Origin of the sequence: Pseudomonas orientalis (assembly GCF_022807995.1) — a bacterium.
GTDB lineage: Bacteria > Pseudomonadota > Gammaproteobacteria > Pseudomonadales > Pseudomonadaceae > Aquipseudomonas > Aquipseudomonas orientalis_B.
Genome location: NZ_CP094351.1, coordinates 3,227,835 through 3,254,076, shown reverse-complemented (window position 1 = coordinate 3,254,076; position 26,242 = coordinate 3,227,835). Strand labels below are relative to the sequence as shown.

Sequence of the window (26,242 nt, the reverse complement as noted above, 5' to 3'; positions counted from 1 at the left end):
ATCCATGGCGCGGGGCGGCTAACCCGGCGTCCTGCCGGGTTACCCACGGATTCAAGCCTGCGTTCGGCCAGCGTGGTTTAACGGGGCGCCTGAGATCAAAAGCCAGATCAAGATCAAGAGCGGCTCGCTTCGCATTGTGGTTACCGCTGGCTGCTACGGTCTGGAAAGTGGTGTAGATACCTGTGCCCTGATAGCAGTCAGCCAGACACGGATGTGTAAGCTGGCACACTGCAGTCGAGGGCAACCCTTTCCATATTGCTTGCATTTGAGCTTTAGAATCGGGTTTGTACGGCCACCTCGAACGTTCGCGGTGAGCCGAGATAATACGCCGGTGACACGTGGGCGAATTCGGCATACACCTCATTGGTCAAGTTGCGCACCCGGCCGGTTATCGAGGTATGCGTGTCCACTTTATAGCGCAGAAAACTGCCGAACAGCGTGTAGGCCGGCACCGTCTGGGTGTTGGCGTTGTCGGCATACACCTGGGCCACGTAACGCGCGTCCACACCGCCTTGCCAGTCCTCGGAAACGTCATAGGTCAGCCAGAGGTTGCCCACGCGCTCGGGTACGTTGGTCGGCGTGTTGCCTTTACGTGACACCACCGTACCGCTGGCGGTTTTTTCGTTGAAGTCATCGTATTGCGCATCCACCCAGGCGAAGTTGCCTTCAGCCAGCAATCGGGGGGTGATGCGCAGCGAACCGGCCAGCTCGATGCCCCTGGATGATTGCGCACCCACGGGAATGCTGCGGGTCGGGTCCTGTGGGTCGGTCACGGCAAAGTCCTTGCGCTCGATCCTGTAAGCGGCAAGCGTGGCGGCGCCACGACCCTCAAGGTAGTCGAACTTGCTGCCTATTTCCCATTGCTTGCCGGTCGATACGTCGAACACTTGCGTCGTGGTGCTCGGCTGTTCGGCAGCGGTGCTGTATTGCACGTAGACATTGGCGGATGGAATGAACTGGTAGGTCAAACCCACGCGTCCGGTCACCGGCTCCCAACTGCGCTTGAGATGCCTTGGGTTGGAGGCTGTCACCGTCCTATGGTTGGTGACGTCCAGGTCGATGGCGTCATAACGCAGGCCGGTCAGCAGCGACAACGTGTCGGTCAAACCCAGGCGGTTTTCCACGAACAGCGCCTTTGTGATCACTGCGCTGGTCTTGTCTTTGATAAAACCAGGCCGGGTGCCGGGGATGTCATAAAAGTGGCCTGGGTTATAGCCGTTCGGGTCCACCGTACTGTTGCCCGGCACGTTCAACGGGCTGTTGGTGGTGCTGTTGACCTTGTATTCCAAGCCCCCGGACCAGATGGTGGCCAGACCGAAGACAGCGTCCTCATGGCGCAGCTCGAACTGGTTGCCGTTCTGCTCACCCTGATGGCGCACCTGATATGCGGTCGAACGGTTCACCGCGCTGTTGTCGGCATTGTACTGGTAGGTTTCCAGGTTGCGGTAATCGCGCTGGCTGTCGAGGTGGTAGAGAGTGTTTTTCAAGGTGGTACTGTCGTTGATCCGGTAATCGATGATCGAGCGTGCCCAGATCGTGCGCTGCTCGTAGCGACCGTCTGCGACGTTGTAGTTGTTGAAACGGTTGTGCCTGTCGATCTTCAACTCGCCGGCCTTGGGATTGAGCACCGGGGTGCCCCAATAGGGGCTGTCTTCGTGCTCGTCCTGATATTCCAGGGCCAGGGTATGGGACAGGTCCGGGGTCAAGTCGCTGAGCAGGGAAAATGCAACGCTCCAGGCCTCGCGCTGGTCGCGGTCGATATAGCTGTGCCGGGTGTTGCGGCTCACATCCAGGCGCGCGTAATGCTGCACCTCGGCCCCGGGTTCGGTGAGCGCATGGTTGAGGCCTAGCGCCAGTCCGGCGGTGTCATGGCTGCCGTACGTCAACTGGCCGTCGACGGCTTGTTCCTCCCGGCTGGCCAGTCTGGTCACGTAGTTCAGCGAACCGCCCACGGAGCCTGCGCCATTGATCAGGGAGGAGGGGCCGCCGACCAGTTCGACACGGTCGTAGATCCACGCATCCACCGGCCGCGCCAGACCGGTGGCGACGTTGATACCGTTGAACATCTGGGTGATCTGGCTGCTGGTGAAGCCGCGGTAAGAGACGAATCCCCCAAAACCCGGTGGCGCGCTGGCGTTGACGCCGGGCAGGGTATTGGCCGCATCGCGAAAGGTCTTGGCGCCGTGGCGCTCGATGTCGTTGCGCGTGGCGATGGCCACCGACGCCGGGGTTTGGCGCACGCTCAATCCCAGCCGCGACGCCATGCCGCTGGATTGATCCAGGGTCAGGCCGGCATCGCGGGTTTGCTCGCCTTCGATAGTGGTAGGGGCCAGCTCAAAGGCCGGGGCGCAAACAGGCAGGCAGCCGCACAGGCCCGCCAGCAAGGGTAAATGTTTCATGATCGAATCCTGAAAACTTGGCGTGAAAGCAACGCACGGCCGCGGGCATTCCCTGAGGAAGCAGTGGTCAGTGCAGAGGGACAGCGCAGGGATCAGGCAGAGGCGGGCGGCGCGCGTGGGTTGGCCGCGGGCCAGGTGAAGCGGGCAGGCATGTCGGCGGCGAGAACAACGGCCGCAGGTGGGGCGTGCGGTTGTGGCAGCACCGCTATATTCAAGTGACTGCTGAGCGCGGGGCCCGTACCGCCGGTGGAGCACAGCGGGCAACCGAAGGCCTTGGCCAGGGTTGGCAGGCGCTCATCAGTAGAGTTCGACTGCACGGGTGCCTGGGTGCGCGGGTCCAGCGTACAGAACTGGCCGCTGATGCCGTTGAGCTGCATCCCGACCATCTGCCCGTGCCCGATGCTGCAGGCAAACACATTGAACAGGACGCAGCAATACAGCATCCAGGCAATGAGCGAGCGGTCGGTGCGGGCGAGTTTCATGGGGCGGCACTTTACCATCACCTGCCGATGAAATACCTGCAAAAAATAGCCAGGCGTCTATGCTCATTCCCACCATTTCTGGGAGAGCCCGCCATGAGCTTCGTCGTTGCGCGCTGGATCGTCGGGATTTTCACCTGTATCAGCATGGTGCATTTGTACTGGGCCGCCGGCGGCAAATTCGGCAGCCTGGCCGCCATACCGCAATTGCCTGGCGAATTCGCCGACGGGCCACGGCCTGCCTTCAAGCCCTCGGCGCTGGGTACGTTCCTGGTTGCGATGGGGTTGGTGGCGATTGCGCTGCTGGTCTGCCTGCGCGCCGGTCTGTATTTTTCGCCGGTGTCCCATGGCGCGCTGCAATGGGGGATCAGTGCGATTGCCGTGGTGATGTTTGCCAGGGCGATCGGCGATTCAGAGCTGGTGGGGTTCTTCAAGAAGGTGGTGGGCTCTAGGTTCGCCAGGTTGGATACTTACTTTTATTCGCCGTTGTGCCTGGTGTTGGGCGCCGGCTTATTGGTAGTGGCGTGGGCATGAGATAAGGCAATCTGATGGCCCCCCTGTAACAAAATTCTCGCCAGAATCGCTTTTATTTTCAGGTGGTTAGGTGAGAAAGCCGATGCGCACTGTTGGAATCATGCTGGTTGCTTGCTCACTGGTCGGCGGCGCGGCGGCCGTGCAGGCCCGGGAGCTGCGCGAGGGCGACAAATATATGTGCAGCTGGGGCGCAGGCACGGCCGCCAGGGCCCAGGAACTCAAGCTTTCCGGCGTGTCGCTGTACGCCGCACGGCAGAAGATCCAGACCCTCAAATTCAATAAATCGTGGATGCGCATGATGGCCATGGGCATTACCGAGCAGACCTATGACAGCCGCTCACGGCTCAAGCCCGAGGCGATTCGCCAGAGCTTCTACCAGGACTGCCTGCGCTATAAAGTGGCGCGCAAATAAGCGTCTTGCGCAGGGAGGTTTACAAATCCACGACAAATGCCGTGTATGTATTTGCATACAATCGCGTCCTTGATCAGGAGGCGATAGCTTGCGCAATTTCGTAGTGGGAGTGCTGGGGCTTGCAGCGCTGCTGGGTTTCTACTTTGTACAACTCAACGCCGAAGCAGACCGTCAGCGTGAAGCCACCGCCGAGCAGTTGGCGTTGTGCCTTCATCTGAAGCGCGTCGCCGGCGCGACCGCTTCAACCCAGGTCGAACTTGGAGAGGCGTGCCGGCAATTGAATATGGAGTTTCTGAACAGTGTAAAAGTCGAATAAGTAATAACCTTTATTTATAAGTGGATAAGTTCGACGGCAGGCCGCAACTTGCACCAAAAAGTGGCATCAACAGCCTTCTCACCTTAAAAAACATGTGGTTATTGAACGACTTACAACGGTTTAATCCGACGAAAGGAATAAAATAATCTTGTGAGCCGATTTTGCACTCGCTACTATAGCCGGGCGTTCACCTCCCACGGTTTATGCATTTTTAAATCCCAAGTTTCCATCAGCTACTTGGGATTTTTTTTGCCCGTAATTTGATCTTTGCACTACCGTATGGGCAACGCTCATCAGTCAGACCGCCGCATCAGAGGCGGCGCAGAAAGGACTTGACGATGTGCCGCGTGGCGTCGGTGGTGTCCAGTTCGTCGAGTACGCCGTAGGCGTACCACTGGCATTCGACGATCTCGTTGCACGGTCGTGCCTCGTCGACATTCACCACCGAGGCCTCGAACACATGATGCACGGTGTCGCGGGCCTTCAGCTCCTGCAAGTACAGCAGGCTGTCCACGTTCAACCCCGTTTCTTCTTCCAGCTCGCGTTCCGCGGCGCCCACCGGGCGTTCGCCACGCTCTACCTTGCCGCCCGGCAATGCCCACTTCGCTCTGGCCTTGCGCACGAAGAGGATGTGCCCTTCGTGTTCGCAGATGACTGTGGCCCGTATTTTCATCGTTTATACCTGCTACGGGATAGTTGTCATAAAAGTGTAATGCAATTGTCATGCTAAGTGGTTATGGCGCACCGCAGCGTGTATGTGGATACTGCCCGATTGATGAAATGAACGAGGAGGGCAGATGAGCACCGTACGTTGGGGCATGATCGGCTGTGGCAGTGTGACCGAATTGAAGAGTGGACCCGCTTTCTACAAAGCGCCAGGTTCGGCCCTGGTGGCCGTGATGGGGCGCCGCGAGGAGGCCGCACGCGATTATGCGACACGCCATGGCATTGCCCGCTTTTACACAGATGCCCAGGCCCTGATCGACGACCCGGAGGTGGACGCGGTGTACATCGCCACGCCACCCGACAGCCACCTCGAATACAGCTTGATGGTGGCGGCGGCAGGCAAACACTGCTGCGTCGAAAAACCGATGTCGTTGAACGCCGAACAGAGTGCGCTGATGCAACGCACCTTCGAGCGCGCCGGGCTGCATCTGTTTGTCTCCTACTATCGGCGCTCATTACCGCGCTTCCAGCAGGTGCGCACCTGGTTGCAGGAAGGCCGTATCGGCGAGTTGCGTCATCTGACCTGGACCCTGTGCAAGCCTGCGGCGCCGGCCGATACCAACCCGGGGAACTGGCGCACTGATCCGGCCATTGCCGGCGGTGGTTATTTTGCCGACCTGGCCAGCCATGGCTTTGACCTGTTCCAGTACCTGGCGGGCGATATCGTCGAGGTCTCGGGCTTTACCGCACGACAGGCCGGGCGCTATGCGGCCGAGGACGCAGTCACCGCGTGCTGGACCTTCGCCAGCGGCGCATTGGGCATGGGCTGCTGGAACTTTGTCGCAGACCGCCGCGAAGACCGGGTCGAGCTCATCGGCAGCCGTGGGCGCATCACGTTCGCGGTATTCGAAGACCAGCCGCTGCGCCTCGAAGGGGAGACCGACGAGGTGCTGGAGGTGCCTTGCCACGCGCATATCCAATGGCACCACGTACTGGCAATGAATGCCCATATTCGTGGCGAGGGCAAACACCCTTCGCTGGCGATCGAGGCGTTGAAGACCGATCGCATCCTCGACAAGGTGTTACAACGTTACTCCCAACACCCGTAGTCGTCGCGATAGCGTGATGCTTCACTTTTATTGAGAAGGATATCGCGATGAAATACTGGATGCTGTTGTGGCTGTTGATCGTCGCTGGCGCGACGGCGGCGCCGCGCAGTCAAGGGCTGGCGGGGGAGTTTGATTTCTATGTGTTGTCGCTGTCATGGTCGCCGACGTTTTGCCTGACGCATCCGAACAATGAACAGTGTTCGGGCAAGGGCTACGGGTTCGTGCTGCATGGATTATGGCCGCAGTACGCCAAGGGCGGGTGGCCGGCCTCCTGCGCGCCGCAGTTGCCGTTGAGCGATGAAGCGATCGTCAAGGGCGCCACGCTGTTCCCCACGCGTGCGTTACTCAAGCACGAATGGGCGAAACATGGCACCTGCAGCGGGCTTGAGCCGATGGAGTATCTGGACAAGTCCGATACGGCGCTGGGCGTGGTTGTCATTCCACAACAACTGCAGCCGTTCAATACGCCGTCGTCATTATCGGCCAGCGAAATCGAGGCACTGTTTCGCGACAGCAATCCACGCATGGGCAACCACGGGATGGCCGTCATCTGCAAAGGCAAGGTGCTGTCTGAGGTGCGGGTATGCCTGACCAAGGACCTGGCCTTTGCCGGTTGCCCGCGCAGTGTGAAAAGCCAGTGCCGGGATGGCGATATTCGCATCCCCACCCAGCGCTGAGCAGGCTTGAACACGTCGGATGGGAGCTATGCAGAGCAACGGCGTTTTTCAAGGCTGCATCGCGATCCGATAGCGCTCATCGAAATCGTCTGCCAACTGCGCAAGGGTCACATCGCCCAGGCGCTTCAAAAGCAGGGGCTGGGGCTGTTCACCGGCGTGGTGGACGAGTAGCCCACCTTCGAGGCATAGGTATCTATACAGCTCTGTAGAACTGTAACCACGATGCGCAGCGAGTCGCTCTTGATCTTGATCTGGCTTTTGATCTTAGGCGCCCCGTTAAACCACGCTGGCCGAACGCAGGCTTGAATCCGTGGGCAACCCGGCAGGACGCCGGGTTAGCCGCACTGGGCCAGGGATGGCCCATTGCGGCGGCCCACGGATTCAAGCCGGAGAGAGGGCACACCGAGCCCAAGCGAGGTGCCGAGTGGTGGGGCAAGAGCGTTTTGCTTACTTTTGCGCTTTTCAAAAGTGAGCCGCTGTAAAAGCGGAACCCTAAGTAGCCGTTACCTAAATAACGGATATGTACTCGGTCCGATCCAACATCCTGGTCGGCCCAGAGGCCGCCATCGGCGGCAAGCCCCTCCCACATTTGGATCGTGGAGTGGGGGCGCATTTTTCGTTGATCAGTCAAGGCTGATTGGGCGCGGTGCTACGAGGCAAAAGGTCATTTTGTTCAATACGCTGAATCTTTATCCCTTTATCGTGATCCCGACTTCGTTTGGCATCACATAAGGAACTGCAATGAGCTTGACTCTTTCCATGGCCGCCTTCGCCCTGGCCACGTCCATCACGCCGGGACCGGTCAATGTGGTCGCCTTGAGTGCCGGTGCGCGTTTCGGGTTTGTCGCCAGCCAGAAACACGTGTTCGGTGCAGCCGTCGGCTTTACCTTGTTGCTGGTGCTGATCGGCCTGGGGCTGCATGAAGTGCTGCTGCGCTGGCCGATCCTGGTCCAGTTGATCCAGTGGGGGGGTGTGGCGTTCCTGCTGTATATGGCCTGGAAGCTGACGGTGGACGATGGCCGCCTGGGCGCCGATGCCGGCGCCACTGCGCCGTCGATGCTGTACGGCGCGGTCATGCAGTGGCTCAATCCGAAAGCCTGGTTGGCGTGTGTGGCGGGGATGGGCTTGTTTGTGGGCGATGGCGACGCCGGGCAGGTGTGGCTGTTTGCGGCGCTTTACCTGGTGATCTGCTACCTGTCGGTGGCGTGTTGGGCTTACGCTGGAACTTTTCTGCGGCGCTACCTGCACAATCCCAAGGGGGTAAGAGTCTTCAACCGCTCCATGGCCGCGTTGCTGGTGGCCAGTGTGGGTTATTTGTTGATGGCTTGAGGGTTTCGCGGTATTGCCCCGGCGTGGCGGCGAAATGCTGTTTGAACGCACGCTGGAAATGCGCCTGGTCGGCAAACCCGGCGGCCAGGGCGACATCGGCGATCAACTCGCCATTGCGCAGTTGGGTGCGGGCGAACTGAATGCGGCGGTTGACCAGAAAGGCATGGGGCGTCAGCCCGTAATACTGCTTGAAGGCGCGGATCAGGTAGGACGGCGACAGCTCGGCCGCGCGGCAGATGTCCTCCAGCTTCAAGGCCTCGGTACAGTGTTCACGGATGTAGTCGGCGGCCCGCTCCAGCTTGTGATTGACCTCCCGCACGGATGTGAGTGAAGGGTTCAGGCGCTGCTGCACGTCACTGAAGTAACCCACCAGCGCGCTCTGTTTATGCAGCAGTTCGGCGCGCTCATCCACCAACACCCGGTACAGCGCCAGCAAGCCGCTGTACAACGACCGGTCCCGCGTATGGGGCGTGTTGAACGGGCGGTAACCCAGGTCGTTAATGAAACCCAGCTGATGCTGCAGATCGGTCAGCCAGGGCGTGTCCAGATAGAGCATATGGTAGGACCAATGCTCGTTTTCGATGGGATTGCACGCATGCACGTCACCGGGGTTCATCAACACCACGGCGCCGGCGCTGATCTGGAAGGTCCGTTCGCCATAGTGGTAATAGCTGCGCCCGGCGGTGATGGCGCCAATGGAGAAATGTTCATGGGCGTGTCGGGTGTAGGTGACCTTGCGCCCATCGGTAATGGTGCGCGCCTCGATGAACGGCAAGCGCTCGTCACGCCAGAAACGCGGCGAATGCGCAGGGTGAACGGGGCTCCTCAACGACATGGCGATAGCTCCTGCCGTTACGCGGGCACCAGAAAGGCCGCTTCCAGCAATTGCCGAGTATAGGCATGTTGCGGGTTGGCGAAAATCGTCCCGGCATCCCCTTGCTCCACGACCTGGCCCTGCTTGACCACCATCAACTGATGACTCAGCGCCTTGACCACCGCCAGGTCATGGCTGATGAACAGGTAGGTCAGGTTGTACTTGGCCTGCAAGCCGCGCAGCAATTCCACCACCTGGCGTTGCACCGTACGGTCCAGCGCCGAGGTCGGTTCGTCCAGCAGGATCAGGCGTGGTTTGAGCACCAGGGCGCGGGCGATAGCGATGCGCTGGCGCTGGCCGCCGGAAAACTCATGGGGGTAGCGGTGCCGCGATTGCGGGTCCAGCCCGACCTCCCTGAGCGCGGCAATGATCGCAGCTTCCTGTTCGGCCGGCGTGCCCATCTTGTGAATGCGCAGCCCTTCACCGACGATCTCGCTGACGCACATGCGTGGGCTCAGGCTGCCGAACGGGTCCTGGAACACCACCTGCATTTCCCGGCGCAACGGGCGCACCTGCTGCTGGGTGAGGCGGTCAAGCTGCTGGCCTTCGAAGCGAATCCCGCCCTGGCTGCCAATCAAGCGCAGGATCGCCAGGCCCAGGGTGGATTTGCCCGAGCCGCTTTCACCGACAATGCCCAGGGTCTGCCCCTGGGCCAGGCTGAAGTTGATGCCGTCCACGGCCTTGACGTAATCGACGGTGTTGCGCAGAAAGCCTTTCTTGATCGGGAACCAGACTTTCAGGTCGTCCACTTCCAGCAGCGCTGGCCCGACGGCATTACCGGCCGGCCCGCCGCTGGGCTCTGCCGCGAGCAGTTCCTGGGTGTAAGGGTGTTGCGGCGCCTGGAACAGCGTCTCGCAGTCGGCCTGCTCGACGATGCAGCCCTGTTGCATCACACACACGCGGTGAGCGATCCGGCGGACCAGGTTCAGGTCGTGGCTGATCAGCAGCAACGCCATGCCCAGGCGCGCCTGCAGTTCCTTGAGCAGTTCCAGGATCTTCAGTTGCACCGTCACGTCGAGGGCCGTGGTCGGCTCATCGGCAATCAGCAGTTCCGGCTCGTTGGCCAGGGCCATGGCGATCATCACCCGCTGGCGCTGGCCGCCGGAAAGTTCGTGGGGCAGCGCCTTGAGGCGTTTGTGCGGCTCGGGGATGCCCACCAGTTCCAGCAGTTCCAGGGTGCGCCGGGTGGCGACCTTGCCGGTGAGACCCTTGTGCAGGCCGAGCACTTCGTTGATCTGTTTTTCGATCGAGTGCAACGGGTTCAGCGAGGTCATCGGCTCCTGGAAGATCATCGCGATGCGATTGCCGCGAATATGCCGCAGGGTCTTTTCCTTGAGCGTCAGCAGGTCTTGGCCGGCGTAGCTGATGGTGCCGGACGGGTGCCGCGCCAGAGGGTAGGGCAAGAGGCGCAGAATCGAATGCGCCGTCACCGATTTGCCCGAGCCGCTTTCGCCGACCAGCGCCAGGGTTTCGCCGCGCTTGATATCGAAGCTGACGTGATTGACCACGCGATGCTGATGCTCGCCCGTGACGAACTCGACACTGAGGTCGCGGATTTCGATCAGATTGTCCTGATTCATCTCATTTCCTCGGGTCGAAGGCATCGCGAGCGGACTCGCCGATAAACACCAGCAGGCTCAACATGATCGCCAGCACGGCGAACGCGCTCATGCCCAGCCACGGCGCCTGCAGGTTGGATTTGCCCTGGGCCACCAGCTCGCCCAGTGACGGCGAGCCGGCCGGCAGGCCGAAACCCAGGAAGTCCAGGGCGGTGAGGGTGCCGATGGCGCCGGTGAGGATGAACGGCATGAAGGTCATGGTCGAGACCATCGCGTTGGGCAGGATATGGCGGAACATGATCGCGCCGTTCTGCATGCCCAGCGCACGGGCCGCGCGCACGTACTCGAGGTTGCGCCCGCGCAGAAACTCGGCGCGTACCACGTCCACCAGGCTCATCCACGAGAACAGCAGCATGATGCCCAGCAGCCACCAGAAGTTGGGCTGCACGAAGCTGGCGAGAATGATCAGCAGGTACAGCACCGGCAACCCGGACCAGATTTCCAGGAAGCGTTGCCCGGCCAGGTCCACCCAACCACCATAGAAACCCTGCAGGGCGCCGGCGATCACGCCGATGATCGAGCTGAGCACGGTCAGCGTCAGCGCGAACAGTACCGACACGCGAAACCCATAGATGACCCGCGCCAGTACATCGCGGCCCTGGTCATCGGTGCCCAGCAGGTTGACGCTCGACGGCGGCGCCGGGGCCGGCACTTTCAGGTCGTAGTTGATGCTCTGGTAGCTGAACGGGATCGGCGCCCACAGGGTCCAGGCATCCTTGGCCTTGAGCAGTTCCTGGATGTACGGGCTCTTGTAGTTGGCTTCCAGGGGGAACTCGCCGCCGAAGGTGGTTTCCGGGTAGCGCTTGAGCGCCGGGAAATACCAGTCGCCGTCGAAGTGCACGGCCAGCGGCTTGTCGTTGGCGATCAACTCGGCGCCCAGGCTCAGCACGAACAGGCTCAGGAACAGCCACAGCGACCACCAGCCACGCTTGTTGGCCTTGAAGCGCTCGAACCGGCGGCGATTGAGGGGGGACAGATTCATCTCAATGCTCCCGGCTGGCGAAGTCGATACGCGGATCGACCAGGGTGTAGGTAAGGTCGCCGATCAGTTTTACGATCAGCCCCAGCAGGGTGAAGATAAACAGCGTACCGAATACCACCGGATAGTCGCGGTTGATCGCCGCCTCAAAGCTCATCAGACCCAGGCCATCGAGGGAGAAGATCACTTCCACCAGCAACGAGCCGGTGAAGAAGATGCCGATAAAGGCCGAGGGGAAACCGGCAATCACCAGCAGCATCGCGTTGCGAAACACATGGCCGTAGAGCACGCGGTGATTGGTCAGGCCCTTGGCCTTGGCGGTGACCACGTACTGTTTGTTGATCTCGTCGAGAAAGCTGTTCTTGGTCAGCAGGGTCATGGTGGCGAAGTTGCCGATCACCAGGGCGGTCACCGGCAGGGCCAGGTGCCAGAAGTAATCGAGGACCTTGCCGCCCCAGCTCAATTCGTCGAAGTTGTTGGACGTGAGCCCGCGCAAGGGGAACCAGTCCAGGTAACTGCCGCCGGCAAACACCACGATCAGCAGGATGGCGAACAGGAACGCCGGGATCGCATAGCCGACGATGATTGCCGAGCTGGTCCACACGTCGAAGTGACTGCCGTGGCGCGTGGCCTTGGCGATGCCCAGGGGGATCGACACCAGGTACATGATCAGGGTGCTCCACAACCCGAGAGAGATGGACACCGGCATCTTCTCCTTGATCAGGTCGATGACCTTGGCGTCACGGAAAAAACTGTCGCCGAAATCCAGTCGGGCGTAGTTCTTGACCATGATCCACAAGCGTTCCGGCGCCGACTTGTCGAAACCGTACATTTTCTCGATTTCCTTGATCAGCGCCGGGTCCAGCCCCTGGGCGCCCCGGTAGCTGCTGGAACCGGCCACCGACACTTCGGCGCCGCCACCGGCAATGCGGCTGGTGGCGCCGTCAAAACCCTCGAGCTTGGCGATCATCTGTTCCACCGGGCCCCCTGGGGCGGCCTGGATGATCACGAAGTTGATCAGCAGGATCCCGAACAGCGTGGGGATGATCAGCAACAGGCGACGAACAATATAGGCCAGCATTCAATCGCCTCCGCTCGCCGCTTCGGCGCTTTGCGTGGTGTCCAGGGGAACGGCCGGTTTAACGTCCGGCTTGGCCCACCAGGTGGCGGTGCCGACGTCATAGCGCGGTGAGATTTTCGGGTGGCCGAGGTGGTCCCAGTACGCCACGCGGAAGGTCTTGATGTGCCAGTTGGGGATCACGTAATAGCCGAACTGCAGCACGCGATCCAGGGCCCTGGCGTGGGCGATCAGGCTTTTGCGCGAATCGGCGTCGATCAGTTGCTCGACCAACTGGTCGACGGCGGGGTCCTTGAGCCCCATGTAGTTGCGGCTGCCCGGTTTGTCGGCGCTGGACGATTTCCAGAATTCGCGCTGCTCGTTACCCGGTGAAGTGGATTGCGGAAAGCTGCCCACCAGCATGTCGAAATCCCGCGAGCGCAGGCGGTTGACGAACTGCGACACGTCGACCCGGCGGATCACCAGGTCGATACCCAGGTCGGCCAGGTTGCGCTTGAACGGCAACAGGATGCGCTCGAACTCGGTCTGGGCCAGCAGGAACTCGATGGTCACCGGTTTGCCGGTGGTGTCGACCATTTTGTCGTCGACGATTTTCCAGCCGGCCTCCTGCAGCAACTGATAGGCCTGGCGCTGCTGCGCACGAATCATGCCGCTGCCGTCGGTTCTGGACGGCTCGAAGGCCTGGGTGAAGACTTCGGCGGGGATCTTGTCGCGCAGCGGTTCAAGAATGGCCAGTTCATCCGGGCCGGGCAAGCCGGTAGCGGCCATTTCCGAGTTCTCAAAGTAACTGCGGGTGCGGGTGTAGGCGCCGTTGAACAACTGTTTGTTGCTCCATTCGAAATCCAGCAACAGGCTGATGGCCTTGCGCACCCGTACGTCCTGGAACATCGGTTTGCGCGTGTTGAACACGAAACCCTGCATGCCGGTGGGGTTGCCGTTGGGGATTTCCTCCTTGATCAAACGGCCTTGGGTCACCGCCGGAATGTTGTAGGCGTTGGCCCAGTTTTTCGCGCTGAACTCCAGCCAGTAGTCAAACTGCCCGGCTTTCAAAGCTTCGAGGGACACGGTGCTGTCGCGGTAATAATCGGTGATACGGTTATCGAAATGATAGAAGCCCTTGGCCACCGGCAGGTCCTTGGCCCAATAATCCTTGACCCGCTCGTAGCGAATCATGCGCCCGGCCTTGACCTCGGCCACCTTGTACGGGCCGCTGCCCAGCGGTATTTCCAGATTGCCTTTGGAAAAGTCGCGGCTGGCCCACCAGTGCTTGGGCAGCACCGGCAATTGCCCGAGGATCAGTGGCAGCTCACGGTTGTTGGTGCGCTTGAACTTGAACAGCACCCGCAGCGGGTCTTCGGCGATCACTTCATCGACGTCGGCATAGTAGGTGCGATAGAGCGGGGTGCCGTCCTTGATCAGGGTCTGGAAGGTGAACACCACGTCTTCGGCGCGGATCGGGTGGCCGTCATGGAAGCGTGCCTCGGGACGCAGGTAGAAGCGCACCCAACTGTTGTCCGGAGCCTTTTCGATCTTGCCGGCCACCAGGCCGTATTCGGTAATGGGCTCGTCCAGGCTCTGCATGGCCAGGGTGTCGTAGATCAGCGGCAGATTGTCCGCAGGCACGCCTTTGCTGATGTAGGGGTTGAGACTGTCGAAGCCGCCCATGGCCGATTCGCGAAAGGTACCGCCTTTGGGCGCGTCGGGGTTCACGTAGTCGAAATGCTTGAAGTCGGCGGGGTACTTGGGGGGCTCGTTATAGAGCGTCAACGCATGTTGCGGGGCGGCCTGGGCCGCGCTGCACAGCAACAGGCCGGCCAATACAGTACTGCGCAAGGACATCATTGGGCTTTCTCCGAAGCTTTCAGCCACCACGCGCTCAAGCCCAGGCTATAGGGCGGCGTGGTAACGAAGGCGAACCGATTGCGGTACGCCAGGCGATGATAGTTGAGGTACCAGTTGGGAATGCTGTAATGCTGCCAGAGCAGCACCCGGTCCAGGGCGCGACCGGCGGCCAGTTGTTCTTCGCGGGTCTTTGCCGCGAGCAGTTGTTCGAGCAGGTGATCGACCACGGGGTTGGCGATGCCGGCGTAATTCTTGCTGCCCTTGATCGTGGCCTGGCTGGAATGGAAGTACTGCCATTGCTCCAGCCCTGGGCTGAGGGTCTGGTTGAGGGTGACCAGGACCATGTCGAAGTCGAACTGATCCAGGCGTTGCTTGTACTGTGCGCGGTCCACGGTGCGCAGGCGCGCGTCAATGCCGATGCTGTTCAGGTTTTCGACATAGGGTTGCAGGATGCGCTCCAGGTTTGGATTGACCAGCAATATCTCGAAGCGCAGCGGCTGGCCGTCCTTGTCCAGCAGGCGCTGGCCCGACAACTTCCAGCCCGCGTCGCGCAGCAGCGCAAGGGCATGGCGCAGGGTGTCGCGAGGAATGCCGCGTCCGTCGGTCTGCGGCAGGCTGAACGGCTGGGTGAAGAAGTTGGCCGGCAGCTGGTCGCGGTAGGGCGAGAGCATCAGCCATTCGTGGCCCACCGGCAGGCCGGTCGCCGAGAATTCGCTGTTGGGGTAGTAGCTCAGGGTGCGTTTGTAGGCATTACTGAACAATGTGCGGTTGGTCCATTCGAAGTCGAACATCATGCCCAGCGCTTCGCGCACCTTGGTCTGGCTGAATGTCGGCCGCCGCGTGTTCATGAACAGGCCCTGGCTCTGGGTCGGGATCTGGTGGGCGATCTGCGCCTTGATGACCTCGCCACGGTTGACCGCCGGAAAGTTGTAGCCATTGGCCCAGTTCTTGGCCTGGTGCTCGATATAGATGTCGAATTCGCCGGCCTTGAAGGCTTCGAACGCTACGTCGCTGTCGCGGTAGAACTCCACCTCGACCTTGTCGTAGTTATAGAAGCCCTGATTGACCGGCAGGTCCTTGCCCCAGTAGTCCTTGACCCGTTCGAACACCAATTGGCGGCCTGGCGTGACCTTGCTGATGCGGTATGGACCACTGCCCAGAGGCGGCTCGAAGGTGGTGGCCTTGAAATCGCGGTGCTTCCAGTAATGTTGCGGCAACACCGGCAACTCGCCCAGGCGCAGGATCAGCAACGGGTTGCCGGCCCGCTTGAATACAAAGCGGATGCGGTGGCGGTTGAGTACATCCACCCGCGCCACTTCCTGCAGGTTGGTGCGGTATTGCGGATGGCCTTCGGTCAGCAGGGTGCGGTATGAAAACGCCACGTCATCGGCGGTGATTGGCTGGCCGTCGTGGAAACGCGCCTGCGGGCGCAGGTTGAACACCACCCAACTGCGGTCCTCGCTGAACTCCACCGACTGGGCGATCAGCCCGTAGCTGGAAGTCGGCTCGTCACCGGAGGGTGCGTACTGGCCGGTGCCGACCATCAACGGCTCGTTGAGCTCGTTGACGCCGTACTGCAGGAAGTTGGGGGTGGAAACCGGGCTGGAGCCCTTGAAGGTGTAAGGGTTGAGCGTATCGAAGGTGCCAAATGCCATGACCCGCAAGATGCCGCCCTTGGGCGCTGCAGGATTGACCCAATCGAAGTGGGTAAATTTGGCCGGGTACTTGAGCACGCCGAACTGCGTATAACCATGGCTTTCGGTAATCGTCGCATTCGCGGCAAAGCTCAAGGCCAGACTTATCAGTAGAAGGAGGGGACGCTTCAAGTCAGAGATCCGATCCAGGCGGCTTGGGCTTTATGATCGGTACAGTAACAGCTTGTTCCGGATGGAAAAAGGCTGCTGAAATCACTGAGTACCCAATGTGGGAGGGGGCTTGCCCCCGATAGCGGTGTGTCAGTCGATATAGGGGCTGACTGGCCCACCGCAATCGGGGGCAAGCCCCCTCCCACATGAGTTCCTCGGTATTTCTGAGGCCTCAGCGCGGGCCCGACACCACCAGCATCTGCCCGGGCTTCAACGCTTGGCCGGTACGCGGGTTCCAACGCTTGAGGTGTTGCATCTCGACGTTGAAACGCTTGGCGACCATGTACAGCGAGTCGCCTTTCTTGACCTTGTACTGCACCGGTTTTTTCGCGGCGGCTTTGCGTGTGTCCTGCATCACCAGGGTCTGGCCGACCTTGAGCGCCTGGCCGTTGAGCTTGTTCCAGCGCTGCAGGTCATGCACATCTACCTTGTTGGCCTTGGCGATCAAGGTAAGGTTGTCGCCGGTGCGCACCTTGTAGCTGCGGGTACGCCCGGCAACCGCCTTGGTCTCGACCTCGTCGAACACCGGCTTCTTCGGGCGCATGCTCAGCAATTCTTCCGGCTTCATCGTCGAAAGGGTGCTGGTCAGGAGCTGGGCCTTGGAGGTGGGCACCAGCAGATGCTGGGGGCCGTCCAGGGTGGTGCGTTGTTTCAAGGCCGGGTTGAGCTGGAACAGTTCGTCTTCGTCGATCTCGGCCAGCGCGGCAACCCGCGACAGGTCCATGCTTTGCTTGACTTCAACCACTTCGAAATACGGCGTGTTGGCGATCGGGTTCAGGTTGACGCCGTAGGCCTCGGGCGCCAGCACCACCTGGGACAGTGCCAGGAACTTGGGCACGTAGTCCTTGGTTTCCTGGGGCAGGGGCAGGTTCCAGTAGTCCGTTGGCAGGCCGAGCTTCTCGTTGCGCTCGATGGCCCGGCTGACCGTGCCTTCGCCCGCATTGTAGGCCGCCAGGGCCAGCAGCCAGTCGCCGTTGAACATGTCATGCAGACGGGTCAGATAGTCCAGGGCGGCGGTAGTGGAAGCGGTGATATCGCGGCGTCCATCGTAGGCGCGGGTCTGGCGCAGGTTGAAGTAGCGCCCGGTGGAGGGGATGAACTGCCACAAGCCGACCGCATCGCTGCGTGAATAGGCCATCGGGTTGTAGGCACTTTCGATCACCGGCAGCAGCGCCAGTTCCAGGGGCATGTTGCGTTCTTCAAGGCGTTCGACGATGTAATGAATATAGAGGCTGCCGCGTTCTCCGGCGTTCTCCAGAAAGGAGGGGTTGCTGGCAAACCACAGGCGCTGTTGCTCGATGCGTGGGTTGACGCCGACACCGTCCTGCAATTGAAAGCCCCGACGCATACGCTCCCAGACATCCTGGGGCACTTCGGGGCTGGGCTTCTCTGAGAGCCAGATAGGTTTTTGCTTGATCTTGGCAGCAAGATTGGGTTTGGGTTGCACGGTGGATTGTGCAGCGTAATGGGTCGATTGGCAGCCCGCCAGAGTTGCGGAAACGGCCACCGCCACGGCTTGAGCCAGGCGGGTCAATGCGTCTGAAGAAATGGATTTACGAATAGATGACGACATTGGCTGGAAGTAAGTTCCGGGCAAAAATGTCGGGCGATTCTAGAAAGCGCTTTGGTTCCGGTCAACCATTCAGAAATTTCGTATCAGATCGCTTCAGCTTAGAACTTATCTTTCCAGGCCCTCAAGCTAGCAAACACCTCGGCCCCAGAGCGGTTGTCGCGGCCGTTCCGTTCGTCCGCTTTTTGTTTAACGGATGTTTCAGAGGTGCGCAGAAAAGGGTTAGTACGTTTTTCAAGCGCCAGGTTGGAGGGCAGCGTCATCTCGCCACGGGCCCGTAACTGGGCGACCTGCGCCACCCGTTCTGCGATGTCGGCGTTGTGCGGTTCCACGGCTTGGGCAAACTTGAGGTTACTTTGTGTGTATTCGTGGGTGCAGTACACCAGGGTGTCGGGGGGCAGGGCGGCCAGGCGCTCGAGCGAGGTATGCATCTGCTCCGGAGTGCCTTCGAACAGGCGACCGCAACCGGCGGCAAACAGCGTGTCGCCACACAGCAACACGCCCTGATGGTAATAAGCGATATGGCCGAGGGTGTGGCCGGGCACTGCGTACACGGCGAAGTCCAGGCCGAGCACGATGATGCGGTCGTTGTCCTGCAAGTCGACGTCCCGTGCCGGGATGTTTTCGTTAGCTGGGCCGTAGACCTTGGCACCCGTGAGCTTTTTGAGTTGCTCGACACCGCCGACATGATCATGGTGATGGTGAGTGACCAGGATGTCGCCGAGTACCCAGGCCGGGTTCTGCTCAAGCCAGGCAATTACCGGCGCGGCGTCACCGGGATCGACCACGGCGCAACGTTGGGTTCGCTCATCCTGTAACAACCAGATGTAGTTGTCGGTGAAGGCGGGTAGAGCACTGATCTGTATCATTCTTCGATTCGCCAAGTTGAACACATTGGTGCATCTTAGAACGTCTAGGCGAGTTGGAGAATGCAATGACTGATAAAGCGTTCGCCCAGGCCGATCCCGAGTGGCTGGCCCTGATCAGCGCAGCCCGTGAATGGCTGTCCGGGCCGATTGGGCAGTTTTTGCTGGAAGAAGAGCGGCGCATGCTCGAAGACGAGCTGGGTCGGTTCTTTGGTGGTTACCTGGTGCATTACGGGCCGTCGGCCGACACGCCGCCATCGGCGCCGCAGGTGCAACGCAATGTTCGCCTGGGGGCGCCATTGCCAGGGGTGGAGATCGTCTGCGAGGAACAGGCCTGGCCCTTGAGCGAACACGCCGCCGATGTGGTGGTATTGCAGCACGGGCTGGATTTCTGCCTGTCTCCCCACGGTTTGCTGCGCGAAGCGGCGAGCAGCGTGCGCCCCGGTGGCCATCTGCTGATTGTCGGCATCAACCCGTGGAGCAGTTGGGGGCTGCGCCACGTGTTTGCCAATGATGGCCTGCGCCAGGCGCGCTGCATCGCGCCTTCGCGGGTGGGCGACTGGCTGAACCTGCTGGGCTTCGCGCTGGAGAAACGGCGCTTCGGGTGCTATCGTCCGCCGCTTGCGAGTGCCAAGTGGCAGGGCCGCCTTGCCGGTTGGGAACGACGGGCAGGGGCCTGGCAGCTGTCGGGTGGCGGCTTCTATTTACTGGTTGCACGCAAGATCGTGGTCGGGCTGCGACCGGTGCAGCCAGTGCGCCGCGAACCCCTCGGCAAGCTGGTGCCGATGCCGCTGGCCAAGGTCAACCGCGAACAAGGCGAACCGTAAAACCTCTTTTTGATTTCAGGCCGAATAACCGATGACCGATAGTGTAGAACTCTTCACCGATGGCGCCTGCAAGGGCAACCCCGGCCCCGGCGGCTGGGGCGCATTGCTGGTGTGCAAGGGCGTGGAGAAGGAGTTGTGGGGCGGCGAAGCCAATACCACCAATAACCGCATGGAGCTGATGGGCGCCATTCGCGGCCTCGAAGAACTCAAGCGGCGCTGCAACGTCCTCTTGGTGACCGATTCGCAATATGTGATGAAGGGCATCAACGAGTGGATGGTCAACTGGAAAAAACGCGGCTGGAAAACGGCAGCCAAGGAGCCGGTCAAGAATGCCGACCTGTGGCAACTGCTCGACGAACAATGCAACCGCCATGACATCACCTGGAAATGGGTGCGTGGGCATATCGGCCATCCAGGCAACGAGCGCGCCGACCAACTGGCCAACCGCGGCGTGGATGAAGTGCGCGGCTACAAGCAGAGCTGAGGCCGGTTGACGTGTTAACATCGCGCCCTTTGACCTACACACCGTTGAGAGCTGAACCCTGATGGCCATCCGATCCGTTGTACTCGATACCGAAACCACCGGCATGCCGGTGACCGATGGTCACCGGATCATCGAAATCGGCTGTGTCGAACTGATGGGTCGTCGGCTGACCGGTCGTCACTTTCATGTCTACCTGCAACCGGACCGCGACAGTGACGAAGGCGCGATCGGCGTCCACGGCATCACCGACGAATTCCTCAAGGGCAAGCCGCGCTTTGCCGAAGTGGCCGATGAGTTTTTCGAGTTCATCAACGGTGCCCAACTGATCATCCATAACGCGGCGTTCGACGTCGGCTTCATCAATAACGAATTTGCCCTGATGGGGCAGATGGACCGCGCGGATATTTCCCGGCACTGCTCGATCCTCGATACCCTGATGATGGCCCGTGAGCGGCACCCCGGCCAGCGCAACAGCCTCGACGCCTTGTGCAAGCGTTATGGCGTCGACAACTCCGGGCGTGAACTGCACGGCGCCTTGCTCGACTCCGAGATCCTGGCCGACGTTTACCTGACCATGACCGGCGGGCAGACCAGCCTGTCGTTGGCCGGTAATGCAACCGATGGCAGCGGTTCGGCGGAAGGCTCGGGCAATCGCCCTTCGGAGATCCGTCGCCTGCCGGCCGACCGCAGGCCCACGCCTGTCATCCGTGCCAGCGAGCAGGATCTGGCCGAGCATGTCGCGCGGTTGGAAGCGATTGCCAAGGCGGCCGGCGCGCCGGCGTTGTGGACCCAACTGACGCAACAATAATCCTGGCACAACGCAATCAAGGTGGGAGGGGGCTTGCCCCCGATTGCGGTGTGTACGATCAACAGTTGATCCCCGCCTTCTTCGAAATCTTCATTCGCCACATTCGCTTCCAGCCTCTACCCTGAGTGCAAGCCCTCAGGAGTAGGCGCGCTCATGTACAAAGACCTGAAGTTTCCCGTCCTTATCGTGCACCGTGACATCAAGGCCGACACCGTTGCCGGTGACCGGGTTCGAGGCATCGCCAGGGAGTTGGAGCAGGAGGGCTTCAGTATCTTTTCTGCCGTGGACTACGCCGAAGGGCGGTTGGTGGCGTCTACCCACCATGGCCTGGCGTGCATGCTGATCGCAGCGGAAGGCGCCGGGGAAAACACCCACTTGCTGCAAAACATGGTCGAGCTGATCCGCCTGGCGCGGGTGAGGGCGCCCAACCTGCCGATCTTCGCCCTGGGCGAGCAAGTCACCCTGGAAAACGCCCCGGCTGACGCCATGAGCGAACTCAACCAGTTGCGCGGCATTCTGTATCTGTTCGAAGACACCGTACCGTTTCTGGCGCGCCAGGTCGCCCGCGCTGCGCGCACCTACCTCGATGGCTTGCTGCCGCCGTTCTTCAAGGCCCTGGTGCAACACACCGCCGACTCCAATTACTCATGGCATACCCCGGGCCATGGCGGTGGCGTGGCCTATCGCAAAAGCCCGGTGGGGCAGGCGTTTCATCAGTTCTTCGGGGAAAACACCCTGCGCTCGGACCTGTCTGTTTCCGTGCCAGAACTGGGCTCGCTGCTCGATCACACCGGGCCCCTGGCCGAAGCCGAAGCCCGCGCCGCGCGCAATTTCGGCGCCGACCATACGTTCTTCGTGATCAACGGCACCTCCACCGCCAACAAGATTGTCTGGCACTCCATGGTGGCCCGCGATGATCTGGTATTGGTCGACCGCAATTGCCACAAGTCGGTGCTGCATTCGATCATCATGACCGGCGCGATCCCTTTGTACCTGTGCCCGGAACGCAACGAACTGGGCATCATCGGCCCGATTCCCTTGAGTGAATTCAGTCCCGAATCAATCCGCGCCAAGATCGCTGCCAGCCCACTGGCCCGTGGCCGCCCGGCGAAAGTAAAGTTGGCGGTGGTGACCAACTCCACCTACGACGGCCTGTGCTACAACGCCGAATTGATCAAGCAGCAGTTGGGCAACAGCGTGGAGGTGCTGCACTTCGATGAGGCCTGGTATGCCTATGCGGCGTTCCACGAGTTTTTCGCCGGGCGCTACGGCATGGGCACGTTGCGCACACCGGACAGCCCGCTGGTGTTCACTACGCACTCCACCCACAAGTTGCTGGCCGCCTTCAGTCAGGCGTCGATGATCCATGTGCAGGACGGCGGCGCGCGGCAGCTGGACCGCGACCGCTTCAACGAAGCGTTCATGATGCATATCTCCACCTCGCCGCAATACAGCATCATCGCCTCCCTGGACGTGGCGTCGGCGATGATGGAAGGCCCGGCGGGTCGTTCGCTGTTGCAGGAAATGTTCGACGAGGCCCTGAGTTTCCGGCGTGCGCTGGCCAACCTGCGTCAGCATATCGCTGCCGATGATTGGTGGTTTTCCATCTGGCAGCCACCCTCGGTGGCCGGTATCGACCGGGTCGCCACGGCCGACTGGCTGCTGCACCCCCAGGACGACTGGCATGGTTTTGGCGATGTGGCTGGAGATTATGTGCTGCTGGATCCGATCAAAGTCACGCTGGTGATGCCCGGCCTCAACGCCGGTGGCGCCTTGAGCGATTGCGGGATTCCCGCCGCTGTGGTCAGCAAGTTTCTCTGGGAGCGCGGCCTGGTGGTGGAGAAAACCGGGCTGTATTCTTTCCTGGTGTTGTTCTCGATGGGCATCACCAAAGGCAAGTGGAGTACCTTGCTCACCGAGTTGCTGGAGTTCAAGCGCAGCTATGATGGGAATGCCAGCCTGGCCAGTTGCCTGCCCTCGGTATATGCCCAGGGCCCGATACGTTATCAAGGCTTGGGGTTGCGCGACCTGTGCGACCAGTTGCACAGTTGTTATCGCAGCAACGCGACGGCCAGGCATCTCAAGCGCATGTACACGGTGTTGCCCGAGATCGCGATGAAGCCGGCCGATGCCTACGATCAGTTGGTCAGGGGAGAAGTGGAAGCCGTTTCCATCGATGCCTTGCCAGGACGCATCGCAGCCGTGATGCTGGTGCCCTATCCGCCTGGTATTCCGTTGATCATGCCGGGCGAGCGCTTTACCGAGTCAACGCGTTCGATCGTCGATTACCTGGCGTTCGCCCGTACGTTCGATAGCAGTTTTCCCGGCTTTGTCGCTGATGTGCATGGGCTGCAACATGAAGATGACGGCAGTGGTCGTTGTTACACCGTCGATTGCATCAAAGGTTAAGGAACGTTATGCAAGCTGTCATGAACCCGAAGTATCCAGGGCTCAGTGTGCGAGTCGCCGATGAAGGCTTCGACGCTTATGTATGGGGCAATGACTTCAGTTTCGAAGTCAGTGCCTATGGTGTGCCGCAGATGGACAAGCGCGTCGATCAGTGGCCGGTGGAGCGCATCCTGCCGTACCGCAAGTGCTATGGCATCGACCCGGAAGAGTTCGCCAGCTTTCGCAACGCGCCTGACAGTGCGATCTTCATGGCCTATCTGGATGATCGCGCGGTCGGGCACGTTGTGGTCAGTACCAACTGGAACGGCTTTGCCCATGTCGACGAGTTGGCGGTGGCGCTGCCTGCGCGGCGTCACGGTGTGGCCAAGGCGCTGTTGGATGTGGCGCAGTTCTGGGCACGCAAGAAAAACCTGCCGGGCATGATGCTCGAAACCCAGAACAACAACCTGGGTGCCTGCCGCCTGTATGAGCGTAGCGGCTATGTAATGGGGGGAATCGATCAACTGCGCTATCGCGGGATCGATCCGCAGACCCGTGAAGTGGCGATTTTCTGGTATCGGCTGTTCAAGACTGAAGTCAACTCGATCTGAGACCGCGTCTACATAGGTTTCATGTCGTTGGCTAACAGGGTTTCGGCCTGTTGCGTCACGATCTCCAGCAGCGCGCTCAGGGCCGGTGACGGGGCTCCGTCCTGCAGGGTCAGTGCATACAGGCTGACACTGATCGGTGGCGAGATCGGGCACACATCCAGCCCCGCTTCCCGTGCACCGCAGGCGGTGAACGGGTCGACCACCGCCAGGCCTTCGCCGGCTTCGACCATGCTGCGCATCATCTGGTACGTCTGTACGCGCGTCTGCACCACCGGCAAGGGGCGCAAAGCTTGCAGCTTGGCATCCAGCAGGCGGCTCAACGGGTCCTGGCCCTCCAGGCCAATCATCGACTGTCCCGCCAGGTCCTGCAGCGCGATGTACTTCTGCCTGGGTTTGAGCCAGCCATGGGGCGCGAGCAATTGCAGTTTGCCCTGGGCCAGCACGCTGCTTTGAATGTGCGGGTGTTCCGGATCATGCAGGCTCAGGCCTACATCGGTTTCATGCAGCAACAGGCTGCGCACGATCTCCCGGGTCGGCTGGCTCGACAGGTTGCACGGCGTGTCCTGGAACCGTCGGCGCAGCAGGGCGATGCTGTGGGGCAACAACTGGTTAGCCAGCGGCGGGGTGCACAGCACACGCAAAGTTGGCGCGTGGTGATGTTTCAAGCGGCTGGCTAGGCGCTGTATCGGCTCCAGCGCTTCGTACAGGGGCGCGATGTGTGTCTGCAACTGCAGGGTTTCACGGGTGGCTTGCAGGCGCCCGCGTACACTGGCAAACAGCATGAAGCCCAGCTGCAGCTCGGCATCCCTGAGGGTGGCGTCCACTTCGCCCACAGGGAGTTGCAACCACTCGGCGGCCGTGCCGAGGTGTCCGGTCTGCAAGATGGCCTGAATCACTTCGATATGACGTAAACGCATGGCCGGAGTCTATGTGCAGCGCGTTGGGGATTCAATGGCGCAGGCCTTTGTGCGCAAAAAAGACCGTGCGCGTCGCTCCGGCCTATGGCGTTGCGCCACGACCCTACTAGAATGCTGTGTCTGATCAGCAACGACCAATGCCGGCGACCCGGTACTTACAACAAAAACAGGTCTGGTCTCAAATGCCTCTACCCTCGACGCTCTTCGGGGTAACGGCCAAGCAACTCCTGGTCCTGGTGACCGTGGGGGGCATGGCGGCTTACTTCTTCAATAATCACGTCGAACACGCACCGGAGGACCTCGCACTTGAAGCGTTTATTCGCTCCCAGGAACAGGTCGGCGAGCAGGTGGGCGCCGTGGTCGGTATCACGTTGATCAGGCAGGTGCAGGCCTATCCCGCTTACGACCGGCCGGGCTACACGCGCTCGATGTATGCAGTTGAGGGGGAGAGAGGGCAGGTGGTGGTAACGCTCAAGCAAGGTGAGCAGGGCATTGAGGTGACGCAAATCCATAGTCCTTAGCATCCCCTGCCCAGTCGCCTGGACCGGGCAGGAGTCAAGGCTAATTCTTAGGAGGCGAGGGTGGTCTTCGATTCGCGTACGAGGATCGTGCCCGATTGAACCAATCTGAACTCATCACCTTCCAGCTTCTCCATCCGGTCGCCAATGGCCAGCTTGTAGGTGGTGGTAGGCGCCGAGCCAGCCAGGTCGCCGTGCGCCGGGTTGGATTCCTGGAACTCATGCACCGAATACACGCGGCCTTCCGCGTCTCTGGCATGAAACTGTCCGACTAGTACTGCTGCCATCTGTTTAGAACCTCTGGAGATAAACACTCGATTTGCGGTTCTGTAGACCGTCAGGGAGCGGGGTAGTTTACCTATAAGAAAAAAATACTATTCGTTTAAAATTTCAGACGTTTCCCACGCATGAAGTTGCACGGCAACTTTTGCGGCATTCTCAAAACGCGCTGGTGCGAGCGAGGTGAAATCTCTATAACTACAGGCTCCTTTAGTCAGACATCGGGGAAACCTCAATGAGCAAGGTCTACACGATTGCCGTCCTGGTTGGCAGCTTGAGAAAAGACTCGATCAACCGCAAGGTCGCCTTGGCCCTGGCCGAACTGGCGCCTGCCAACCTGAAGCTGAACATTGTGGAAATCGGCGATTTGCCGCTCTACAACGAGGACATAGAGGGTGCAGCCGCGCCGCAAGCCTACAGCACTTTCCGTCAACAGGTGAGTTCATCCGACGCGGTGCTGTTCGTCACGCCCGAATACAACCGTTCCGTGCCTGCGCCGTTGAAGAATGCCATCGACGTGGGGTCCCGCCCGTATGGGCAGAGTGTCTGGGGCGCCAAGCCAGGAGCGATCATCAGCGTGTCGCCAGGCGCCATTGGCGGCTTTGGCGCCAACCATCACCTGCGCCAGTCCCTGGTGTTTCTTGACGTGTGGTGCATGCAGATGCCGGAAGCCTACCTGGGCGGAGCGGGCAGTGTGTTCGATGAGGCGGGCAAGCTGTCCGAGAAGACCAGGCCATTCCTGCAGTCATTCATCGACGCCTACGGCAAATGGGTCGAAAAGCTAAAAGGCTGAATG

Annotated in this window: 26 protein-coding genes and 1 pseudogene; 13 read left to right on the top strand and 14 right to left on the bottom strand. The window is 60.6% G+C overall.

Annotated features, from left to right (window positions below; translation table 11 throughout):
* Positions 1–272 precede the first annotated feature (272 nt).
* On the bottom strand, positions 273–2,399 hold the full coding sequence (locus MRY17_RS14480) for a TonB-dependent receptor (protein WP_243352366.1): 2,127 nt from the start codon (positions 2,397–2,399) through the stop codon (positions 273–275).
* A 92-nt stretch (positions 2,400–2,491) separates the two neighbouring features.
* Complete coding sequence (locus MRY17_RS14475; RefSeq protein ID WP_243352365.1) at positions 2,492–2,881, bottom strand: DUF2946 family protein; 390 nt, start codon at positions 2,879–2,881, stop codon at positions 2,492–2,494.
* A 93-nt stretch (positions 2,882–2,974) separates the two neighbouring features.
* On the opposite strand from MRY17_RS14475, the gene MRY17_RS14470 reads away from it, so the two are divergent.
* The 3 genes from MRY17_RS14470 to MRY17_RS14460 all read left to right on the top strand — a co-directional run bounded on the left by MRY17_RS14470 (position 2,975) and on the right by MRY17_RS14460 (position 4,140).
* Positions 2,975–3,412, top strand: a complete 438-nt coding sequence (locus tag MRY17_RS14470) for a DUF3995 domain-containing protein (protein ID WP_191951795.1) — start codon at positions 2,975–2,977, stop codon at positions 3,410–3,412.
* Positions 3,413–3,494: 82 nt separating this feature from the next.
* Positions 3,495–3,824, top strand: a complete 330-nt coding sequence (locus MRY17_RS14465; protein WP_181284934.1) for a hypothetical protein — start codon at positions 3,495–3,497, stop codon at positions 3,822–3,824.
* 88 nt (positions 3,825–3,912) lie between these two features.
* On the top strand, positions 3,913–4,140 hold the full coding sequence (locus tag MRY17_RS14460) for a hypothetical protein (protein ID WP_181284935.1): 228 nt from the start codon (positions 3,913–3,915) through the stop codon (positions 4,138–4,140).
* Between the two features lie 310 nt (positions 4,141–4,450).
* Here the strand turns inward: MRY17_RS14460 and MRY17_RS14455 are convergent, their stop codons facing one another.
* Positions 4,451–4,813, bottom strand: a complete 363-nt coding sequence (locus MRY17_RS14455) for an NUDIX hydrolase (protein WP_181284936.1) — start codon at positions 4,811–4,813, stop codon at positions 4,451–4,453.
* 124 nt (positions 4,814–4,937) lie between these two features.
* On the opposite strand from MRY17_RS14455, the gene MRY17_RS14450 reads away from it, so the two are divergent.
* Together MRY17_RS14450 and MRY17_RS14445 are read left to right on the top strand one after the other, a co-directional pair.
* On the top strand, positions 4,938–5,915 hold the full coding sequence (locus tag MRY17_RS14450; RefSeq protein WP_191956908.1) for a Gfo/Idh/MocA family protein: 978 nt from the start codon (positions 4,938–4,940) through the stop codon (positions 5,913–5,915).
* A 47-nt stretch (positions 5,916–5,962) separates the two neighbouring features.
* The gene (locus MRY17_RS14445; protein WP_191951793.1) at positions 5,963–6,592 is read left to right on the top strand and encodes a ribonuclease T2 family protein; all 630 of its coding nucleotides are present in this window, start codon (positions 5,963–5,965) and stop codon (positions 6,590–6,592) included.
* A 48-nt stretch (positions 6,593–6,640) separates the two neighbouring features.
* Here MRY17_RS14445 and MRY17_RS14440 read toward each other — a convergent pair.
* Positions 6,641–6,748, bottom strand: a pseudogene (locus tag MRY17_RS14440) (transcriptional regulator); the annotation flags it as partial.
* 585 nt (positions 6,749–7,333) lie between these two features.
* Between MRY17_RS14440 and MRY17_RS14435 the strand changes: the two are divergent.
* Entirely contained in the window at positions 7,334–7,921 is a 588-nt protein-coding gene (locus MRY17_RS14435) for a LysE family translocator (RefSeq protein WP_243352364.1), read from the top strand.
* Here MRY17_RS14435 and MRY17_RS14430 read toward each other — a convergent pair.
* From MRY17_RS14430 to gloB, 8 genes are all read right to left on the bottom strand, one after another.
* The gene (locus MRY17_RS14430) at positions 7,863–8,756 is read right to left on the bottom strand and encodes an AraC family transcriptional regulator (RefSeq protein ID WP_243352363.1); all 894 of its coding nucleotides are present in this window, start codon (positions 8,754–8,756) and stop codon (positions 7,863–7,865) included. The two genes, MRY17_RS14435 and MRY17_RS14430, sit on opposite strands and share 59 nt — an antisense overlap.
* A gap of 17 nt (positions 8,757–8,773) precedes the next feature.
* Positions 8,774–10,375: an ABC transporter ATP-binding protein gene (locus MRY17_RS14425; RefSeq protein ID WP_181284942.1), complete on the bottom strand. Its 1,602-nt coding sequence runs from the start codon at positions 10,373–10,375 to the stop codon at positions 8,774–8,776.
* A gap of 1 nt (position 10,376) precedes the next feature.
* The gene (locus tag MRY17_RS14420; protein ID WP_191951788.1) at positions 10,377–11,396 is read right to left on the bottom strand and encodes an ABC transporter permease; all 1,020 of its coding nucleotides are present in this window, start codon (positions 11,394–11,396) and stop codon (positions 10,377–10,379) included.
* Position 11,397: 1 nt separating this feature from the next.
* A complete protein-coding gene (locus tag MRY17_RS14415) occupies positions 11,398–12,474 on the bottom strand; it encodes a microcin C ABC transporter permease YejB (protein ID WP_124358723.1) in 1,077 nt (358 codons plus the stop codon).
* Positions 12,475–14,313 carry an extracellular solute-binding protein gene (locus MRY17_RS14410; RefSeq protein WP_191956910.1) on the bottom strand — a complete coding sequence of 613 codons (1,839 nt, stop codon included), beginning with the start codon at positions 14,311–14,313 and terminating at the stop codon, positions 12,475–12,477. It abuts the gene before it with no gap.
* Positions 14,310–16,139: an extracellular solute-binding protein gene (locus tag MRY17_RS14405; RefSeq protein ID WP_243352362.1), complete on the bottom strand. Its 1,830-nt coding sequence runs from the start codon at positions 16,137–16,139 to the stop codon at positions 14,310–14,312. Before MRY17_RS14405 ends, MRY17_RS14410 begins: the two co-directional genes overlap by 4 nt.
* Before the next feature lie 211 nt (positions 16,140–16,350).
* Positions 16,351–17,751, bottom strand: a complete 1,401-nt coding sequence (locus tag MRY17_RS14400) for a transglycosylase SLT domain-containing protein (protein WP_191951785.1) — start codon at positions 17,749–17,751, stop codon at positions 16,351–16,353.
* 98 nt (positions 17,752–17,849) lie between these two features.
* A complete protein-coding gene (gloB, locus tag MRY17_RS14395) occupies positions 17,850–18,617 on the bottom strand; it encodes a hydroxyacylglutathione hydrolase (protein WP_181284947.1) in 768 nt (255 codons plus the stop codon).
* Between the two features lie 65 nt (positions 18,618–18,682).
* Here gloB and MRY17_RS14390 point away from each other — a divergent pair, with 65 nt between their 5' ends.
* The 5 genes from MRY17_RS14390 (at position 18,683) to MRY17_RS14370 (ending at position 23,732) form a co-directional block, all read left to right on the top strand.
* Entirely contained in the window at positions 18,683–19,441 is a 759-nt protein-coding gene (locus MRY17_RS14390; protein WP_243352361.1) for a class I SAM-dependent methyltransferase, read from the top strand.
* A 31-nt stretch (positions 19,442–19,472) separates the two neighbouring features.
* Entirely contained in the window at positions 19,473–19,925 is a 453-nt protein-coding gene (rnhA, locus tag MRY17_RS14385; RefSeq protein WP_003173571.1) for a ribonuclease HI, read from the top strand.
* A gap of 67 nt (positions 19,926–19,992) precedes the next feature.
* Entirely contained in the window at positions 19,993–20,733 is a 741-nt protein-coding gene (gene dnaQ / locus MRY17_RS14380) for a DNA polymerase III subunit epsilon (protein ID WP_163001637.1), read from the top strand.
* A 153-nt stretch (positions 20,734–20,886) separates the two neighbouring features.
* Positions 20,887–23,142, top strand: a complete 2,256-nt coding sequence (locus MRY17_RS14375) for an Orn/Lys/Arg decarboxylase N-terminal domain-containing protein (protein WP_243352360.1) — start codon at positions 20,887–20,889, stop codon at positions 23,140–23,142.
* Between the two features lie 8 nt (positions 23,143–23,150).
* On the top strand, positions 23,151–23,732 hold the full coding sequence (locus MRY17_RS14370) for a GNAT family N-acetyltransferase (protein WP_124432525.1): 582 nt from the start codon (positions 23,151–23,153) through the stop codon (positions 23,730–23,732).
* Positions 23,733–23,740: 8 nt separating this feature from the next.
* On the opposite strand, the gene MRY17_RS14365 is transcribed toward MRY17_RS14370, so the two are convergent.
* Positions 23,741–24,649, bottom strand: coding sequence for a LysR substrate-binding domain-containing protein (locus tag MRY17_RS14365; RefSeq protein WP_181284950.1), 909 nt, complete (start codon positions 24,647–24,649; stop codon positions 23,741–23,743).
* A gap of 182 nt (positions 24,650–24,831) precedes the next feature.
* On the opposite strand from MRY17_RS14365, the gene MRY17_RS14360 reads away from it, so the two are divergent.
* Positions 24,832–25,170 (top strand): hypothetical protein, encoded by a 339-nt coding sequence (locus MRY17_RS14360; RefSeq protein WP_191951781.1) that lies wholly within the window; start codon positions 24,832–24,834, stop codon positions 25,168–25,170.
* 47 nt (positions 25,171–25,217) lie between these two features.
* Here MRY17_RS14360 and MRY17_RS14355 read toward each other — a convergent pair whose 3' ends face one another.
* A complete protein-coding gene (locus MRY17_RS14355; RefSeq protein ID WP_065885254.1) occupies positions 25,218–25,454 on the bottom strand; it encodes a hypothetical protein in 237 nt (78 codons plus the stop codon).
* A gap of 227 nt (positions 25,455–25,681) precedes the next feature.
* Between MRY17_RS14355 and MRY17_RS14350 the strand changes: the two genes are divergently transcribed.
* A complete protein-coding gene (locus MRY17_RS14350) occupies positions 25,682–26,239 on the top strand; it encodes an NADPH-dependent FMN reductase (RefSeq protein WP_181284951.1) in 558 nt (185 codons plus the stop codon).
* The last annotated feature ends 3 nt before the right edge of the window (positions 26,240–26,242 follow it).